18 protein-coding genes are annotated in these 17,897 nt (G+C 57.6%); 3 read left to right on the top strand and 15 right to left on the bottom strand.

All coding sequences use genetic code 11. The features are described from left to right. From CF137_RS09295 to murJ, 7 genes are all read right to left on the bottom strand, one after another. The gene (locus CF137_RS09295) at window positions 1-405 is read right to left on the bottom strand and encodes a type IV pilin protein (protein ID WP_139718821.1); all 405 of its coding nucleotides are present in this window, start codon (window positions 403-405) and stop codon (window positions 1-3) included. 110 nt (window positions 406-515) lie between these two features. Continuing rightward, entirely contained in the window at window positions 516-1,451 is a 936-nt protein-coding gene (ispH, locus tag CF137_RS09290; RefSeq protein WP_139718820.1) for a 4-hydroxy-3-methylbut-2-enyl diphosphate reductase, read from the bottom strand. Continuing rightward, window positions 1,451-1,903, bottom strand: a complete 453-nt coding sequence (gene fkpB, locus CF137_RS09285) for an FKBP-type peptidyl-prolyl cis-trans isomerase (RefSeq protein WP_172956220.1) — start codon at window positions 1,901-1,903, stop codon at window positions 1,451-1,453. Before fkpB ends, ispH begins: the two co-directional genes overlap by 1 nt. Window positions 1,904-1,911: 8 nt before the next feature. Next, on the bottom strand, window positions 1,912-2,421 hold the full coding sequence (lspA, locus tag CF137_RS09280) for a signal peptidase II (RefSeq protein ID WP_101346254.1): 510 nt from the start codon (window positions 2,419-2,421) through the stop codon (window positions 1,912-1,914). Further along, complete coding sequence (ileS, locus tag CF137_RS09275) at window positions 2,421-5,282, bottom strand: isoleucine--tRNA ligase (RefSeq protein ID WP_139718819.1); 2,862 nt, start codon at window positions 5,280-5,282, stop codon at window positions 2,421-2,423. The genes lspA and ileS overlap by 1 nt, the downstream gene beginning before the upstream one ends. Further along, a complete protein-coding gene (gene ribF / locus CF137_RS09270) occupies window positions 5,282-6,256 on the bottom strand; it encodes a bifunctional riboflavin kinase/FAD synthetase (protein WP_101323637.1) in 975 nt (324 codons plus the stop codon). Before ribF ends, ileS begins: the two co-directional genes overlap by 1 nt. 143 nt (window positions 6,257-6,399) lie before the next feature. Further along, window positions 6,400-7,962, bottom strand: coding sequence for a murein biosynthesis integral membrane protein MurJ (murJ, locus tag CF137_RS09265; RefSeq protein WP_139718818.1), 1,563 nt, complete (start codon window positions 7,960-7,962; stop codon window positions 6,400-6,402). 191 nt (window positions 7,963-8,153) lie between these two features. On the opposite strand from murJ, the gene rpsT reads away from it, so the two are divergent. Beyond that, window positions 8,154-8,417, top strand: coding sequence for a 30S ribosomal protein S20 (rpsT, locus tag CF137_RS09260; protein WP_005892298.1), 264 nt, complete (start codon window positions 8,154-8,156; stop codon window positions 8,415-8,417). Between the two features lie 49 nt (window positions 8,418-8,466). Here rpsT and CF137_RS09255 read toward each other — a convergent pair whose 3' ends face one another. The 8 genes from CF137_RS09255 to rppH form a co-directional block, all read right to left on the bottom strand. Further along, window positions 8,467-8,769 (bottom strand): ArsR/SmtB family transcription factor, encoded by a 303-nt coding sequence (locus tag CF137_RS09255; protein WP_068977384.1) that lies wholly within the window; start codon window positions 8,767-8,769, stop codon window positions 8,467-8,469. 51 nt (window positions 8,770-8,820) lie between these two features. Then, complete coding sequence (gene nhaR, locus CF137_RS09250; protein ID WP_101323635.1) at window positions 8,821-9,753, bottom strand: transcriptional activator NhaR; 933 nt, start codon at window positions 9,751-9,753, stop codon at window positions 8,821-8,823. Beyond that, window positions 9,740-10,147 carry a Rossmann-fold NAD(P)-binding domain-containing protein gene (locus CF137_RS09245; RefSeq protein ID WP_101317880.1) on the bottom strand — a complete coding sequence of 136 codons (408 nt, stop codon included), beginning with the start codon at window positions 10,145-10,147 and terminating at the stop codon, window positions 9,740-9,742. Before CF137_RS09245 ends, nhaR begins: the two co-directional genes overlap by 14 nt. Beyond that, window positions 10,144-11,334: a Na+/H+ antiporter NhaA gene (nhaA, locus tag CF137_RS09240; RefSeq protein ID WP_101323593.1), complete on the bottom strand. Its 1,191-nt coding sequence runs from the start codon at window positions 11,332-11,334 to the stop codon at window positions 10,144-10,146. The genes CF137_RS09245 and nhaA overlap by 4 nt, the downstream gene beginning before the upstream one ends. Window positions 11,335-11,558: 224 nt before the next feature. Next, window positions 11,559-12,353, bottom strand: a complete 795-nt coding sequence (gene thyA / locus CF137_RS09235; RefSeq protein ID WP_139718817.1) for a thymidylate synthase — start codon at window positions 12,351-12,353, stop codon at window positions 11,559-11,561. Next, window positions 12,353-13,177 carry a prolipoprotein diacylglyceryl transferase gene (lgt, locus tag CF137_RS09230; RefSeq protein WP_139718816.1) on the bottom strand — a complete coding sequence of 275 codons (825 nt, stop codon included), beginning with the start codon at window positions 13,175-13,177 and terminating at the stop codon, window positions 12,353-12,355. Before lgt ends, thyA begins: the two co-directional genes overlap by 1 nt. Before the next feature lie 67 nt (window positions 13,178-13,244). Next, window positions 13,245-15,524, bottom strand: coding sequence for a phosphoenolpyruvate--protein phosphotransferase (gene ptsP / locus CF137_RS09225; protein WP_101323583.1), 2,280 nt, complete (start codon window positions 15,522-15,524; stop codon window positions 13,245-13,247). A gap of 13 nt (window positions 15,525-15,537) precedes the next feature. Next, window positions 15,538-16,065, bottom strand: a complete 528-nt coding sequence (gene rppH, locus CF137_RS09220; RefSeq protein ID WP_042024265.1) for an RNA pyrophosphohydrolase — start codon at window positions 16,063-16,065, stop codon at window positions 15,538-15,540. Between the two features lie 733 nt (window positions 16,066-16,798). Here rppH and mutH point away from each other — a divergent pair. Both mutH and CF137_RS09210 read left to right on the top strand, forming a co-directional pair. Further along, window positions 16,799-17,473 carry a DNA mismatch repair endonuclease MutH gene (mutH, locus tag CF137_RS09215; RefSeq protein ID WP_139718815.1) on the top strand — a complete coding sequence of 225 codons (675 nt, stop codon included), beginning with the start codon at window positions 16,799-16,801 and terminating at the stop codon, window positions 17,471-17,473. 80 nt (window positions 17,474-17,553) lie between these two features. Next, entirely contained in the window at window positions 17,554-17,877 is a 324-nt protein-coding gene (locus tag CF137_RS09210) for an isoamylase early set domain-containing protein (protein WP_101317867.1), read from the top strand. Window positions 17,878-17,897 lie beyond the last annotated feature (20 nt).

Genomic DNA, 17,897 nt, shown 5'->3' with positions numbered 1-17,897 from the left:
CTAGTCCCAGCAGCTACTGCTAGCTGCACCGGAGGCGCTCTTGACACCAAGCTGATTGATGGAAAAAACCGTGCAGTCGGTATCCTTGGCCTGGGCCGTCGTCGCGCCCGCACTGGCTGACAAGGTGTAGGTGTTGCCTGATACGGCTATGGATAATTGATACAGACCAGTCTCAGACGCACTACTCATACCGAGTGCAGTGGCAGAGGATGCGTACTGATTGAAATCCATAAAGTAGGTTTCTTGTCGATTAGCTGCATTGAGCAGCATGGCTTTCGCTTCGACACGATTAGTGTTCAGCACATATTGCTGATAAGAGGGATAAGCGATGGTGCCGAGAATCGCCACGATGGCGACGACAATCATCAGCTCAATAAGAGAAAAACCACGAGAGTATCCAATCATATCCCATCCTTGGTGACTGACTGCTAGATAAGTTTAACGCCGAGCCTGTCACTAGAACAAACCCGGCGTCATCATCATTGCACTTTATTCTTAAGTCTTCCTGGCTGCACTCAAATTATTCTAAGTTCGGGAGGAACCTCAAACACCACATTCTCTTCACGACCAGGATGCTCGGCAACCGCCTTGCCACCCAGCTCACGCAAACGGGCGATAACTTGCTGTACCAACACATCTGGTGCAGAGGCCCCAGCGGTCACGCCAATGGCGTTAATGCCGGTGAGCCAAGCCGCCTCAATCATGGTGGCATCATCGATCAAATAGGCTGTGGTACCCACCTTCTCCGCCAGCTCGCGCAACCGGTTAGAGTTGGATGAGTTGCGAGATCCCACCACCAGCATTAAATCCACCAGCCCCGCCATCTCCCGCACCGCATCCTGACGGTTCTGGGTGGCGTAGCAGATGTCGTCCTTGCGCGGCCCCTGGATCTTGGGGAAGTGCTTGCGCAACGCATCGATCACGTCAGAAGTCTCATCCACACTCAGAGTGGTCTGGGTGACAAAGCAGAGGTCATCCGGATTCTTCACCTTGAGCTTGGCCACATCTTCCGGCGTCTCCACCAGATACATGCCACCTTCGCGATTCTCGTACTGCCCCATGGTCCCGATCACCTCAGGGTGACCTGCATGACCGATCAGCACAGCCTCGGAGCCCTTGCGGCTGGCGCGATGAACCTCCATATGCACCTTGGTCACCAGCGGACAGGTAGCATCGAACACCTTGAGGGCGCGAGATTTGGCCATCTCGCGCACCGACTTGGCCACGCCGTGAGCGGAGAAGATGACGATGCTGTCATCCGGCACCTCGTCCAGCTCCTCGACGAATACCGCCCCCGCACCCTTCAGCTTGTTCACCACATAGCGGTTATGCACCACCTCGTGACGGACATAGATGGGGGCGCCGAACTTCTCCAGCGCGCTCTCGACAATGCTGATGGCACGATCGACACCAGCGCAAAAACCGCGAGGGTTAGCGAGCAGAATATCCATTAGTGCACCTTCTCCTCATCATCAACGCCCAGGATCTCCACCTCGAAGGTGACGGTATGACCGGCCAGCGGGTGGTTGAAATCGACTGTCACCGACATCCCTGCCACCGCCCGGATGATGCCCGGCAGCTCGCTGCCGTTGGGCTGATCGAACAGTATGATGGTGCCGACTTTCGGCTCCACATCGGCGCCAAACTTGGCACGGTCGAGATGGTAGATGTTGTCGGGATTGGAGAGGCCAAACGCCTGCTCCGGCGCCAGCGTAAAGCTCTTGCTCTCCCCTTCACGCAAGCCCAGCAGGCACTGCTCGAAGGTGGGCGTCAGGCTGCCATCACCCATCCGCAAACGGGCCGGTTTGCCCTGCAGCGCTGTGCTGTCAGCAACGGAGCCATCTTCCAGCTTGATGGAGAAGTGAAACAGCACGCTGCTGTTGGCTGTAATCTCAGCGGCGATAGGCTGACTCATGCCACCTCCTTCTTCTCGGAGCGGAAGCCTTCCAGCACTATCATGGCGGCCCCGATAAAGATAAAGCTGTCAGCCAGATTGAACGCTGGCCAGTGGGCCCGCTGCCAATAAAAGTCGAGGAAATCGACCACATGGCCCAGCACCAGTCGATCAAAGACGTTGCCAAGGGCCCCACCGATGATCAGGGAATAGGCGATGCCGCTCCAACGCTGGGTCACCGACTGCTTGCGCAGCCAGTGGATCAGCAGACCACAGATGGCAAAGGCCAGCACCGCGAAGAACCAGCGCTGCCAGCCCCCCTGATCAGCCAGAAAGCTGAATGCCGCGCCCTTGTTGTAGACATGGACCAGATTGAAAAAGGGGGTGATCTCCACCCCCGGGTAACCAAATGGCAGCAACTTGACCACGGCGAGCTTGCTCGCCTGGTCCAGTACAAAGGCCAGCACCGCCAGCCACAGCCAACGCAGGCCGGTTTTGTTATGCATCGCGTTGTGAGTCATGTTCATCAGGCAAATTGACGAGTTTCGCCGTCACCCTCAACGTTGGTCACACAGCGACCGCAGATCTCTTCGTGACCGGCGATGGTACCCACGTCTTCCACATGGTGCCAGCAGCGGTCGCACTTGGCGGCGGCAGACTGGGCCACGCAGAGCCACAGGTCATCACGCTCGGTCGCCACAGAGCCTTCCGGTGCAGTATCAGCCACCACCACCTTGGCCTTGGAGGTGAGCAGCACGAAGCGCAGCTCATCGGCCAGGGCATTCAGGCGAGCGGCCAGCTCCGGCTTGGCGAACAGGGTCAGTTCTGCCTGCAGGGAGCCACCGATGCGCTTCTCGCCACGGGCCACTTCCAGCGCCTTGTTCACTTCACCGCGCACGGTAAGGATCTCGGCCCAGAAATCGTCGTTGAGGGTTTCACCCGCAGCCAGCCCGAACAGGCCGTCATACCACTCTTCGGTGAAGACGAACTCGCCGCGCTCACCCGGCAGCAGTGCCCAGATCTCGTCAGCGGTGAAGCTCATGATTGGCGCCATCCAGCGCACCATGGCCTCAACGATGTGATAGAGGGCAGTCTGGCAGGAGCGACGGGCCAGGCTATCAGCCTTGGCGGTGTACTGACGATCCTTGATCACATCCAGATAGAAGGAGCCCATCTCGATGGAGCAGAACTGCATCAGCTTCTGGGTCACACCGTGGAAGTTGTACTCGTCGAATGCCGCCACGATCTCGGCCTGCACCGCTTTGGCACGACCCACAGCCCAGCGATCCACTACCACCATGTCGGCAGGCGCCACCATATCGGTCGCCGGATTGAAGCCGTTCAGGTTGGCCAGCAGGAAGCGGGCGGTGTTGCGGATACGACGATAAGCATCGGCAGAGCGTTTGAGGATCTCGTCGGAGACGGTCATCTCGCCGGTGTAGTCAGTGCTCGCTACCCACAGACGCAGGATGTCGGCGCCCAGCTTGTTCATCACGTCCTGCGGGCTGACCACGTTACCGATGGACTTGGACATCTTGCGACCTTGGCCATCCACGGTGAAGCCGTGGGTCAGCACCTGGTTGTAAGGCGCCTTGTCTTTCATCGCCACGCCGATCATCAGGGAGGACATGAACCAGCCACGGTGCTGGTCAGAACCTTCCAGATAGAGGTCGGCTGACTTGCCGTTGAACTCGGGACGAGCATCCACGACAGAGGAGTGAGTGGAACCTGAGTCGAACCAGACGTCCAGGGTGTCAGGTACCTTGTCGTACATGTCGGCGTCGCTGCCCAGCAGCTCGGCCTTGTCCAGATCCCACCATGCCTGGATGCCAGACAGCTCGACCCGCTTGGCCACCTCAAACATCAGGCGCACAGATTCCGGGTGCAGCGCCTGAGTCTCTTTGTGGACGAACAGGGAGATAGGCACACCCCAGGTACGCTGACGGGAGATACACCAGTCCGGACGGTTCTCGACCATCGCCTGAATACGGTTCTTACCCCAGGCAGGCACCCAGCCGCTTTGGCCTTGTTGGGCGATACCGTCCTTCTCGATACGCTCGATCTCTTCCAGCGCGCGCTGGCGCAGACCTTTCTGCTCCATGCTGATGAACCACTGCGGGGTGGCACGGAAGATGATCGGGGTCTTGTGGCGCCAGCAGTGCGGGTAGGAGTGGTTGAATACCTTGTGATGCAGCAAGGCGCCACGCTCGGTCAGCACCTCGACCACAGAGGCGTTGGCCTTGAAGACATGCTGGCCAGCAAACAGCTCGGTATCTGGCAGATACACGCCGTTGCTGCCCACCGGGTTAGCCACTTCCAGACCGTACTTCTGACCGACCACGAAGTCTTCCTGACCGTGGCCAGGGGCGGTGTGCACGGCGCCGGTACCGGCATCCAGGGTGACGTGGTCACCCAACACCACCGGCACATCGAAGCTGTAGAAGGGGTGGTTGAAGCGCAGCAGCTCAAGCGCCGCACCCTTGGCGTAACCCAGGTTATGGAAGCGCTCGATACCGGCACGGTCCATCACATCCTTGACCAGTTCAGCGGCCAGGATCAGACGCTCCGGGTGATCGCCTTCAACTTGGACCAACGCATAATCGAGGTCGGCGTGCATGGCAATGGCGCGGTTGGCTGGCAGGGTCCACGGGGTAGTGGTCCAGATCACCGCAGAGATCGGGCCTTTGCCGGTGTGGCCTTCGGCGCAATCAAATTTGGCGGCCACGGTCGCCTCGTCAACGGCCTTGAAGCGCACATCGATGGAGGGGGAATTCTTGTCGTAGTACTCCACTTCGGCTTCTGCCAGCGCAGAGCCACAGTCGGTACACCAGTGCACCGGCTTGGAGCCTTTATGCAGATGGCCGTTTTCAACAATCTTGGCCATGGAGCGGATGATGTTGGCTTCGGTGCCAAAATCCATGGTCAGGTAGGGCTTGTCCCAGTCACCCAGCACACCCAGACGGATAAAGTCAGTCTTTTGCGCTGCGATCTGGGTCTTGGCGTACTTGCGGCACTCGGCACGGAATTCGGCAGCAGAGACCTTCTCGCCCGGCTTGCCGACCATACCTTCCACTTTCAGTTCGATAGGCAGACCGTGGCAATCCCAACCCGGCACATAAGGGGAGTCGAAACCGGAGAGGCCCTTGGACTTGATGATGATGTCTTTGAGGATCTTGTTGACCGAGTGACCGATGTGAATGTTGCCGTTCGCATAGGGGGGGCCATCATGCAGAATGAAAGAAGGCTTGCCCGCTTTGGCGCGGCGAATAGCACCGTAGAGATCCTGATCGTACCAACGTTTCAGCATGTTGGGTTCGCGCTTGGCCAGATCGCCACGCATCGGAAACTCGGTTTCCGGCAGATTCAGGGTGTGTTTATAGTCGCTCATCAGTCCTGGGTTCCCTTCTTTTCTAAAAGAGTGCTGGGTAAATTGAATTGTGGCAGCCCGAACCAGGCTCGGGCTGCCAGGGCATCTCGTTCGATCTGCTCTTTCAAGGCAGTGAAAGAGGCAAATTTCTGCTCTTCGCGCAGCTTGTGGCGAAGCAGCACCTTGACCTGTTGACCATATAGGTCGCCAGAAAAATCAAATAGATGTACTTCCAATCTGGCTTGTGTACCGCTCAAGGTTGGCCGTACACCCACATTGGCTACACCGGGGAAGGTCTTGCCGGAACATATCACTTCCACCGCAAACACGCCACCGACCGGGATCACCTGGCGTTTGAGGGCCAGATTGGCGGTGGGAAAACCTATGGTGCGCCCCAGCTTGTCGCCATGTGCCACCCGGCCGCTGATGGTATAGGGGCGGCCAAGCATCAGCTCCACTTCCGCCATCCTGCCCGCCTTGAGCGCTTCGCGCACCAGGGTGCTGCTGACCCGCTGCCGTTCGAGCTGGAAACTCTGGGTACTGATCACTTCAAAGCCGAAGCGATGACCTGCCTCCTCCAGCAGGTGGAAGTCTCCTTGCCGTCCCTTGCCGAAGCGAAAATCGTCGCCGACCACCAGATAGCGCACCCCGAGCTTGTCCACCAACAACTGCTCGATGAAGGTCGAGGCGGCCTGCTCGGCAAAGCGCTGGCTAAAGCGCACGCAGAGCAGCCGGTCAATATCCAGCCCTTGCAGTGCCTCGTACTTCTCTCGCAACCGGCTAAGGCGAGCTGGCGCATCACTACCGGCGAACAGCTCCAGCGGCTGCGGCTCGAACAACATGACACAGGCAGGCAATCCCAGTCGGGCCGCTTTTGCCTTGAGACGTGCCAATACCGCATGGTGACCCTGATGAACCCCATCAAAGTTGCCAATGGTCAATACACATCCCCGGTGGCGGGGCTTGAGATTGTGAATGCCGCGAATAAGCTCCATCAGTGCCTTGTGCGTTGCTGCCATGGAAATCGGCGGATTATATATCAGGCAGCAGGCAGGGTCAGCCCTCATGGCCCTATTTCAGCTATCTTGAGCAAATCGCGCACCAGTGACACGTTCCCACATTGCACTCAGGATCACTGCTACTGCTGACCAGATTTCAGATGTCGTGGTCTAACACCCAGCACCAGCAGCACAGCGGCATAGAGCCCAGCCCCCAGCACCAGCAGCATGGTCAACTGCAAACTGGCCTTGCCCATGCTCCACGCCCCCCACTGGGCGAGATCCGGCGACAGGTAGGCGAGCACGCCCCCCATCAATAGCGTCGCTACCAGCAACTTGAGACAGAACACCCCGGTATTGCGGGAAGGACGGTAAACGTCCTGCTGATACAAGCCCTTGAACAGCAGTGCCGCATTCAGGGTACCGGAGCAGGCGGTCGACAGCGCCAGCCCCACATAACCGAGCGGAAAGATGAATGCGATGTTGCACACCATGTTGGCGATCATCGACATCACCCCGATCCGCACCGGCGTCTTGGTGTCCTGACGGGCGTAGTAACCGGGTGCCAGCACCTTGATCAGCATCAGGGAGAGCAGACCGGTGGTGGAGGCAAGCAAGCTGGCGCTGGACATGGCTACCTCATGCATCCCGAACTCACCGCGCATGAACAGCACCCGCAAAATGGGCTCGCGCAGCACCGCGATGCCGATCATGGCAGGCAATCCAAGCAGCATCACCATCCGCACCCCCCAATCCATGGTGCGGGAGAAGTCGGCCGGGTCGGCATCCACATGCTTCTTGGCCAGCGCAGGCAGGATCACGGTACTGATGGCGACCGCAAAGAGGCCGAGGGGAAACTCCAGCAGGCGATCCGAGTAATAGAGATAGCTGATGGCGCCGGTGGCGAGGAAGGAAGCCAGCATGGTGTTGATCAGCAAGTTGATCTGGCTGACCGAGACGCCAAACAACGCCGGGATCATCAGGGTGCGAATTTTCACCACCCCGGGGTGATGCCAACCCCACTTGGGCCATACCAGCATGTTGATCTGGCGCAGGAAGGGGTACTGGAACAGGAACTGCACCAGACCACCCAGAAAGACACCGATGGCGAGGGCTATCTCTGGCCGATCCATCAGGGGCGCTATCCACCAGGCTGCCGCAATCATGGTGAGGTTGAGAAACACCGGCGTGAACGAGGAAACCCCGAAGCGGCCGAAAGTGTTGAGGATCGCCCCCGCCATGGCGGTAAAGGTGATGAACCAGAGATAGGGGAAGGTGATTTTGAGCATCAGGCTGGCCAGCTCGAACTTCTCGGCCGCTGGCCCGCCATGCAGCCAGTCCCAGAACCAGCCCCAGCCAAACAGCGCGGTCAATACACCCGACCCCAGCACCCCGAGCAGGGTGACCACAGTCACTATGCCCCCCAGCGTACCCGCCACGGCGGCCAGCAATTCACGCACTTCGCGCTCGTCGCCATTTTTCTTGTACTCCGTCATCACGGGGACAAAAGCCTGGTTGAAAGCACCTTCGGCGAACAAACGGCGCAAAAAGTTGGGGATGCGATTGGCAAAGAAGAAGACATCTGCGGCCACACCTGCACCGAGCAGATTGGCGATGACGACATCACGAACCAAGCCCATTACACGGGACACCAGGGTCATTCCGGACACTATCATGCCGGATTTGATCAATTTCTTACTCAAGACGAGGCCTCTGGAACTGTCAGAATGGAAAGAATGCTGCTAGAATCGGCCGACAGTTTAACCGCCTCCCAACTGACACACCACCGGGAGGCGGTGTTTATTTGCACAAATCATTTGACATTATGTGGTTGAGAAGGCATATTTCCGGGCCTTTTCAATACACTCGCTAAGACAGTTTTAGGAGTTTTACCTTGGCTAACATCAAATCTGCTAAGAAGCGCGCGATTCAGTCAGAGAAACGTCGTCAACACAACGCCAGCCGTCGTTCAATGACCCGTACCTATCTGAAGAAAGTAATTGCTGCAATCGCTTCTGGCGACAAAGCTGCCGCTGTAGCCGCTTTTGCTACCGCTCAGCCGATCATGGATCGCATGGCTACTAAAGGCCTGATCCACAAGAACAAAGCTGCTCGTCACAAGAGCCGCCTGTCTGCCCAGATCAAAGCTATGGCTTAATCAGCCTCGGCTGACTTACGCTAAAAAAACCGGCCTTCGTGCCGGTTTTTTATTTATCTGCGCTGCAATAAAGTCGATGCAGCAAACTGATCACCTCACGCACCTCATGACTGCGCAGCGAATAGTAGACCGTCTGGGCCTCTTTACGCGTCGTCACCAGCTCATCCCGCCGCAGCAATGCCAGATGCTGTGACAAGGCAGACTGACTCAATCCCAACCGCTCGTTGAGCTCCCCCACCGACAACTCCCGCTCCAGCAATTGGCACAAGATAAACAGCCGCCGTTCATTGGCCAGCGCCTTGAGCAAGGCCACCGCTTGACTCGCATTGGCCTCCATCTCTTCAAGTTGCATCACATCTCTCCTCTGCCGCTTATCGCCAATGATACGTGCTGACGCATCGTTTTAAAACGACAGGGTCGTTGGCTGAATGGTCGAGAAGTTCTCCTGCCCGGCAAACAGGAAGGTAAAGTCACTCTCGCACACCCGTTTAACCGCCGGGTGCTGGATCATCCGCTCGGCGAAGATAACGTAGTACTCTTCCATCAAATCTAGGGTTTCACCGATTAACATGACGCCTTCCCCTTCCAGGATTTCCTCCCGATAGATGGTGGGAGCCATGAAAATTCCTTGATTGAAGAAGCCAAAGGCCTTCATCAACGCCGCATCGTCAAACTCACCGAGGATGCTGGGCGATACCCCCTGCTGCTCGAACCACTGGGTCAACTGGCGACCCATGGCGGTACGGCGACCAGGGATCAGCAGTTTGCGCTCCTCCAGACAGGCGGGAAAGGGCTTCTCGGGCAGCGGCGCCTTGCAGAAGAAGCTGACGCCACAACCCCCCAATCGCTTGGAGAGCAGTCCCGCATGCTGGCTGGAGTCCACCGGACAGTCGGAGAGGATCATGTCGAGCTTGTGCTCGCTCAGTTGCTCCAGCAGCAGCTCGTGGGTCGATTCGAAGCAGCGCAGGTGGATGGAGCCATCGTTGGGGATGACGGAGAGCAGCACGCGGCTGGCTAGGCGCTTGGAGAGGGCATCGGCAATACCGACGTCAAAGAGGATCTGGCTCTCCTTGCGGTAGTTGACGATATCGAGCATCTCGTAGGAGAGGCTGAACATCTTGTCGGCATAGCGAAACACCAGCTGACCGAGCTCGGTCGCTTCGAGGGTACGCCCTTTGCGCTTGAGTAACTTGCCACCGAGCCGCTGCTCAAGCAGCTTGATCTGGCCAGTGACGGTTTGCGGGGTCAAAAAAAGGGCTTCCGCTGCCTGGGTAACGGAGCCCTTCTTCTGAGTCATCCAGAAATAGTAGAGATGGTTGTAGTTAAGGTGTGACATCCGATGGGGTTCCCGCTGGTCGCGGACTCCGGTAGCAGCTGAGTTCAACCGCCAGAATGTCATACATGTCGCTGACCGAGTCAACCTTGTTCGCGCCAAACTGCTCCATCAGGCTGGCCTTTAGCCGTGCCTTGTCCGGCATTCGCTCAGCGCAATAGCGTTTGTTGGAATGTTTGACCATTTCGCCAGCCCGACTGCTGAGAGCCCGCTCAGAAAAGGTCTCGCCAAAGCGAGCCTTGGCCTGCTTGTCCCCCAGCAGCAGGGCGCTATCAACCACCCCGTTCAGATAGGCAGAGCAGTTCGCCGAGGCGGCGTCCTGCTTGCAATCCTCCAACCCACCGGCCAGTGCCATGGGGCTCAGCAACAACATCAACAACCCTGTCTGTATTCTCATAATCCCTCCGAACGCTGATCTCCCTCACCTTTAGGTAACGAAGCCCGCAATGCCAGATACCCCACGACAGCGGCGACAGTGGAACCAACCAGGATCCCCAACCGCGAGTAGCTACCGTAGTCCAGGCCGCCGTGCTCAAACGCCAGCGACGCAATAAACATCGACATGGTGAACCCGATACCACAGAGGATACTGACCGCAAAAATCTGCTTGAAATTAACCCCCCGTGGCAGTTGGGCTATACCTAATTTCACGGCCAACCAACTGATGGTGAACACCCCGAGTGGCTTGCCGATAAACAGCCCCAGCATGATGCCCATCGGCACCGGGCTCATCAGCGCAGACAGACCAATACCGTCCAGCGAGACTCCGGCGTTGGCGAAGGCGAACAACGGCAGGATCAGGTAGGCGCTCCAGGGGTGCAATGAATGCTCCAGATGCTTGAGCGGCGACGCATAGCGCTTGCCCTTAAGCGGGATCATGAAACCCACGACTACGCCGGCCAGGGTCGCATGAACGCCAGACTTGAGCACCGCCACCCACAGCACCAGACCAACCAGCATATAGAGGCTGATCCGATCCTCACCGCGGCGATTCATCCAAAACAGCGTCAGGGTTGCCAGGATGCCGATGGCCAGCGCCTCCAATGACAGCTGCTGGGTATAAAACAGCGCTATGATGATGATGACCCCGAGGTCATCCATGATGGCCAACGCCAGCAGGAATACCTTGAGGCTCACCGGCACCCGCTTGCCGAGCAGCGCCATCACTCCAAGAGCAAAAGCGATGTCGGTCGCCGCAGGGATCGCCCAGCCAGCACGCGCCACTTCATCGGAATAGTTGAAAAAGGCGTAGATCAAAGCCGGAGCCAGCATGCCGCCCACCGCCGCAATGGCCGGGAAGGTCGCCTGAACCCGAGTGGAGAGCGCCCCTTCCAGCATTTCACGCTTCACTTCCAGGCCAACCAGCAGGAAGAAGATCGCCATAAAGCCATCGTTGATCCACAGCAGCAGCGGCTTGTTGATGTCGAGGGCCGCGATGCGCACCTGCACCGGCGTGTCGAGAAACGCCTGATACCCGCCAGCCAGCGCGGTATTGGCTAAAATCATTGCCAGCATGGCCGCCATGATCAGGATAATTCCGGAGGCGGCCTCCAGCTTCAGGAACTTTTTGATTACGTCACTCATGGTTAAATTTTCCACCGTATTGCTTTGATTCGAGTCTATATCCTGCAACAACTAATGGAAAATCGTTTCTTGCTGCTCAACACAACGAAAAAACCGAAGGCAAAATAGAACATACCTGCTATAAGCAGGTTTTTGCCTTGTCTCTGGCTACCGTCTTATTAATCAATAAAGTGAATTTTCAATTATTTAGTTGCATAAAAAAGGCGCCCTGAGGCGCCTTTCGATCAGATGGCGACGGGCGCCTTGATCCCGGGATGGGGGTCATAACCCTCAATCTCGAAATCCTCGAACTGGTAGTCGAAGATGGAGTCGGGTTTGCGCTTGATCACCAGTTGCGGCAACGGACGCGGCTCGCGGGAGAGCTGCAGCGCGGTCTGCTCCATGTGGTTGGAGTAGAGGTGCACATCACCGCCGGTCCAGACGAAGTCACCCACTGCCAAGTTGCACTGCTGGGCCATCATGTGGGTCAGCAGGGCGTAGCTGGCGATGTTGAACGGCAGCCCGAGGAACACATCACAGCTGCGCTGGTAGAGCTGACAGGAGAGCTTGCCGTCCGCCACATAGAACTGGAAGAAGGCGTGGCAGGGGGCCAGCGCCATCTTGTCCAGCTCGCCCACGTTCCAGGCTGAAACGATGATGCGACGGGAATCCGGGTTGTGCTTGATGTCATCCACCGCTTTCTGAATCTGGTCGATGACAGACCCATCGGCCGCAGGCCAGGAGCGCCACTGAGCGCCGTAAACCGGCCCCAGCTCGCCATTCTCGTCGGCCCACTCATCCCAGATGCTGACGCCGTTTTCCTTCAGATAGGCGGTGTTGGTATCGCCATTGAGGAACCAGAGCAGCTCGTGAATGATGGAGCGCAGGTGGCACTTCTTGGTGGTCACCAGCGGGAAACCTTCCGCCAGATTGAAGCGCATCTGATGGCCGAACAGGGAGACGGTACCGGTGCCGGTACGGTCTGACTTGATGGTGCCCTCATCGAGGATCTTCTGCATCAGGTCAAGATAAGCTCGCATTATTTCGCCTCCTTCACGGCATTACCGAACAACTGCGGGCGCTGGTAGGCAACCCAGATCATCAGGGCACCAACCACGATCATCGGGGTGGAGAGGATCTGACCCATGCTGATCTCCTGGAAGTAGAGACCAAGCTGGCTATCCGGCTGGCGCACAAATTCCACCAGGAAGCGGAACAGGCCGTAGAACAGCAGGAACATGCCGGAGATGGCACCACGGGGCGGGTTCTTGCGCCAGAACAGATTGAGGATGATGAACAACACCACCCCTTCCAGCGCGAACTGGTAGAGCTGGGAAGGGTGACGCGGCTCGGAGCCCGCCTCCGGGAAGATGATGGCCCAAGGCACATCGGTGACCCGGCCCCACAACTCGCCGTTGAGGAAGTTGCCGATCCGGCCAACGCCGAGACCAAACGGGATGAGCGGTGCCACAAAGTCGGCCACGGTGAAGAAGTGGCGCTTGGTTTTGTGGGCAAACCAGATCATCGCGGTGATCACCCCGATCAGGCCACCGTGGAACGACATACCGCCGGTCCAGATCTTGAACAGGTAGGTGGGATCCGCGAGGAAGAGATCGAAGTTGTAGAACAGCACGTAACCGACACGGCCACCGAGGATCACCCCGAGGAAACCGTAGAACAGCAGATCCGACACCTCGTTGCGGGTCCAGCCGCTGTTGGGCGCATCGGCGCGACGGCCAGCAAGCCACATGGCAAAAGCGAAACCAAACAGATACATGAGACCATACCAGCGTACCGATAGTGGTCCCAAACTGAATGCTACGGGATCAATCTGCGAGAAAACCCAATATCCATCGTGCTGCATAAGCGGCCCCAGTCATAAGAAAAGCCGCATTTTCCGATCATTCGTCAGCAGGGACAAGGCATGATTATCAATCAGTCTGTTTCGTTTTGTGACCGGCACGCAGCAAGCCGCCCAAACCATGCTCCTCCAGATAGCGGGCAAACAGGCCACGCAATACATGGGGATTGTCATGCTTGAGGCCATCGGCCATCAGTTCGGTCAACTCGCTCAGGGTGGATTGGCGCAGCACGTACTTGATCCGGGCGATGTTGTGGGTGTTCATACTGAAGCGGCGATAGCCCATGGCCAGCAGCAACAGTACGCCGACCGGATCACCGGCCAGCTCGCCACAGACCGACACCGGCTTCTGGTAGCGGTGAGAGGCATCAACCAGCTGTTGCAGGGCGCGGATCACCGCAGGATGGAAGGCATCGTAGATGTTGGCAACGCGGGAGTTGTTGCGATCCACCGCCAGCAGGTACTGGGTCAGGTCATTGCTGCCCACCGACCAGAAGTCGATGAGCGGCGCCATCTCCGGCAAGATAAAGAGGGCTGAGGGCACCTCGATCATCACCCCGAGGCTGGGGTAGCGGATCACCGCATCGCGGCTCGCCGCCTCTTCCGACACTTCCCGCCACGCCTGATCCAGCAGACGGCGGGAGGCTTTGATTTCGCTGACGCTGCTGATCATCGGCAGCATGATGGCCAGATTGTCCAGCCCTTCACTGGCTCGCAGCATCGCCTTGAGCTGCACCAGAAACAGTTCGGGGTGATCCAGGGTGATCCGGATTCCCCGCCAGCCAAGGAAGGGGTTTTCCTCGACGATGGGGAAATAGGGTAACGGCTTGTCGCCCCCCACATCCAGCGTCCGCATACAGACCGGCCGGTTGCGGTAGGTCTCCAGAATGCCACGATAGCGGGCGGTCTGCTCCCACTCGGAAGGGAAGCTCTCCTGCAGCATGAAGGGGATCTCGGTGCGATAGAGACCGACCCCGTCCGCCAGCTGATTGAGGGAGATCTCGGTATCGGCACTGAGCCCGGCGTTAAGCAGCAGGGAAACCTTGGTGCCGTCGGCGGTCTCGGAGGGCAGGCTGTCAACGCTGCGCACCAGGGTATCGAGCGCCCGCTCTTCGTTGAGCAGTTGCCGATACTCGGTCAGGATCACCTGATTCGGTTCGATGAAGAGATCGCCGCTGTAGCCATCGACCACCAACATGCGACCACCGATATCGCCAAGGGGCAGATCGACCCCCATGATGGCGGCGACCCCCATGGCGCGGGCCAAAATGGCGGCATGGGAGTTGGTGCCCCCCTTGAGCGATACCACCCCGGTCAAATATTCGCGGGGCACCTCGGCGAGGATGGTGGCGGTCACCTCGTCGGCAACCAGCACCACCGGCTCGCCGATGGCGATATGTTCCGGCTCGTTCTGCACCAGTCGGCTGATCAGCCGCTGGGCGATATCCTTCACATCGGTGGAGCGCTCCTGCAGATAGGGATCCTTCATCCCCTTGAACTGCTCGATCAGACGATCACTGATCAGCTTGACCGCCGAGACGGCCGTCCAGTGCTCCTTGCTCACCTTGTTGCGGATCGGTTTGATGTAGCCGGGATCGTTCAGCAGATGGAGGTAGATATCGAAGATTGCCACCGAATCCTGGCTGTAGCTCTCGCGAAAACGCAGCGCCAGACTCTCCAAGTCGTGGCGAACCTCTTCCACGGCCAGCTCCAGCCGCGCCAGCTGGTTCCCATGATCTTCATCCTTGCGCGGGGTAATGGACGAGAGCGCCTTGCGCGGCCGCCACACCCAGGCCTTGGCAATGGCAATACCGCTGGCTCCGGCAATGCCCCGCAGCGGCTTGCTCCAGTCGGTCTTCTGCAGCCACCCCTTGGCTTGCGCCTGAGCGATACGCGCTGCCAGCTGGGCTGCCAGAGTGACCATGAAGGACTCCTCGCCCTCATCGAAGCGGCGACTCTCCTTCTGCTGGACCACCAGAATGCCGACCACCTGACGCTGGTGCATGATGGGGGCACCAAGAAAAGAGCGGAACGCCTCTTCGGCAACATCGGGCAGGAACTTGAAACTGGGGTGAGCGGGGGCATCGGCCAGGTTGATCAGCTCTTCTCGCTGGCCCACTAATCCGACGATGCCCTGCTCGAATGGCAGGGTCACCTTATCGACCGCAGAGGATGCCAACCCGTCGGTGGCAGCCAAGCGATAGCGACGCATCTCGGGCTCCGAGACGTACACAGAGCAGCAGTCTACTGCCATGGCCTGCCGCGTCTGGCTTACCAGGGCCTGCAGGGCCTGCTCGAGGGTGTTAGCCTCGGCCATGCTCTCGACGATACGTCTCAGATCCGTTAACAACTAATAGTGCTCCTTAACGAGGACGGTTACGCCGTCCATCCTTCTTGTTGACCTGTACTGCCGGCACCGGCATTGCCAGCGGGACAAACTCTGTCATGACCCGGCGGTAAACCTCTCGCTTGAACGAGACGACCTGACGTACCGGATACCAGAAGCTGACCCAACGCCAATCATCAAATTCGGGATGACCATGACAGCCGAACTGGATCCGCGACTCCCTGCCCTGACCCAGTTGTAACAGGAACCATTTTTGCTTTTGGCCAATACAGACCGGTGAACTGTCCCAGCGGACAAGACGTTTGGGTAAACGATACTTTAGCCAGTTACGACTGGTGGCCAAAATGGTCACATCTTCGGGCTTGAGGCCAATCTCCTCATACAGCTCTCGATACATGGCCTGCTCTGGCGTTTCACCATCATCAACTCCCCCCTGCGGAAACTGCCAGGAGTGCTGCCCATAGCGTTTAGCCCACAACACTTGTCCTTCACGGTTACAGATCACGATACCGACATTGGGACGAAATCCGTCGCCATCAATCACGTGATCACCTTATAAAGGCTGAATCTATAAGGAGATTGTTCCACATTCACTCCGTGGCAGCAAACAGGGAGTGAATCCCCTGTTTCATGAATAACTTTCGATTTCAAACATAGTTATAAACAAATTCAACGATCCTCCCGCCCAAGTTGCCCACCCAGACTGTGCATAAAGCTGTTAGCAAACGGGTATATACAGTACTTTTTGACGATAACAAAAAAGTGCCAGCCTGTGTCACAGCGCCATAAAAATACAAAAAAATAATTAATATACAATCACTTAAACCACAAAAGCCAGCATTTGATCCATCGCTTTATCCATGCAGGATCCACGATCCTGATTGTGAACAAGTTCAACTGTTCAAAGATCCACCACGGCCAAATTATCCACAGGAGTGACACAGTATCTACTCGGTTAGCAGGGTAAAAATGGGGTTGCATTCACAATTATTTGTAACATCTCAGAGACTCATCCCACTTTCATCCACTTATCCAAGATTTCTGTGGATAACTGTGTGTAACATCATGCACAAACCCTTGGACAACTATTTCAAGGTCAAGCCGTGCCAGGATCGCCACTCGATAAAATATATAAAACCCTTTAAAATCATTGTGATGAGCCATCAACCCCCAGATTCTCGGTATTTGATCTTATCCACTCTGGATCGGTTATAAAAACAGCGATCCAGCTCAGGATCCTCCCCTGTTAGACTATGGCGAGCAAGATGGAGCCAAACATGCCAAGCAATCCTCAATCCGAACAGGAGTTATTGAGCCGGGCCTATGCCATGGCTGGCTTCACGCTGGCACAACTGGCCGCAGAAGCAGGTGTTGCCGTGCCCAGAGATCTGCGTCGTGACAAGGGGTGGGTCGGTCAGTTGATCGAGCTGCAACTGGGGGCCAGCGCAGGCAGCAGGCCGGAGCAGGACTTCCCGGATCTCGGCATCGAGCTCAAGACGATCCCCATCGATCCTCAGGGCAAACCGCTGGAGACCACCTTCGTCTGCGTGGCACCGCTGATCGGTGTCAGCGGTCAATGCTGGGAGGCGTCCAACGTGCGCAACAAGCTCTCCCGGGTACTGTGGATCCCGGTGGAAGGCAGCCGCGAGATCCCGGTCGGTGAACGACGGGTCGGCATGCCGCTGATGTGGAGCCCGAATGAAGAAGAGGATCGGCTACTGCGCCAGGACTGGGAGGAGCTGATGGACATGATAGTGTTGGGAGAAGTGGAGCAGATCAGCGCGCGCCACGGCCAGGTGATGCAGCTGCGCCCCAAGGCAGCCAACAATAAGGCGCTGACTCGCGCCATCGGCCGGGACGGTCAACCCATCATGACCCTGCCGCGCGGCTTCTATCTCAAGATCGACTTCACCCACAGCCTGCTGCAACGCTATTTTGCCTTGCCGACTTGATCTGCCTTATCAACATCTTTGTCATATGGTGGTATAAAAATAGTCAGGAGCCATTTTTAACTCACAGACAAGGAGGCGTCATGCCACTGATTAAACAGTTTTTGAAGTCCAAGCCCGAGGTCAAGGTGACCTTTGCCGTAGAGAAAGAGGCCGCTGCAGGGGCGGAGCAGGTGATGCTGATCGGCGAGTTCACCCAGTGGCAACCGGTCGAGCTGAAACGCATGAAGAGCGGCGAGTTCAAAGCCACCCTCAATCTGCCGACCGACGGCGCGGGTTACTTCGAATATTGCTACCAGCTCATCACGCCGGCAGGGGAAACCCTCTACGAGAATGACTGGGAAGCGGATGACTATGTGCCAGGCCCCTTCGGGCGCGACAACTCGGTGGTACGCGTCATCCAATAGCGACTCAACTCAAGAACCGG

This window comes from Aeromonas sobria (assembly GCF_006243315.1).
Taxonomy (GTDB): domain Bacteria; phylum Pseudomonadota; class Gammaproteobacteria; order Enterobacterales; family Aeromonadaceae; genus Aeromonas; species Aeromonas sobria_A.
This window is presented reverse-complemented; position numbering and strand designations above follow the sequence as displayed.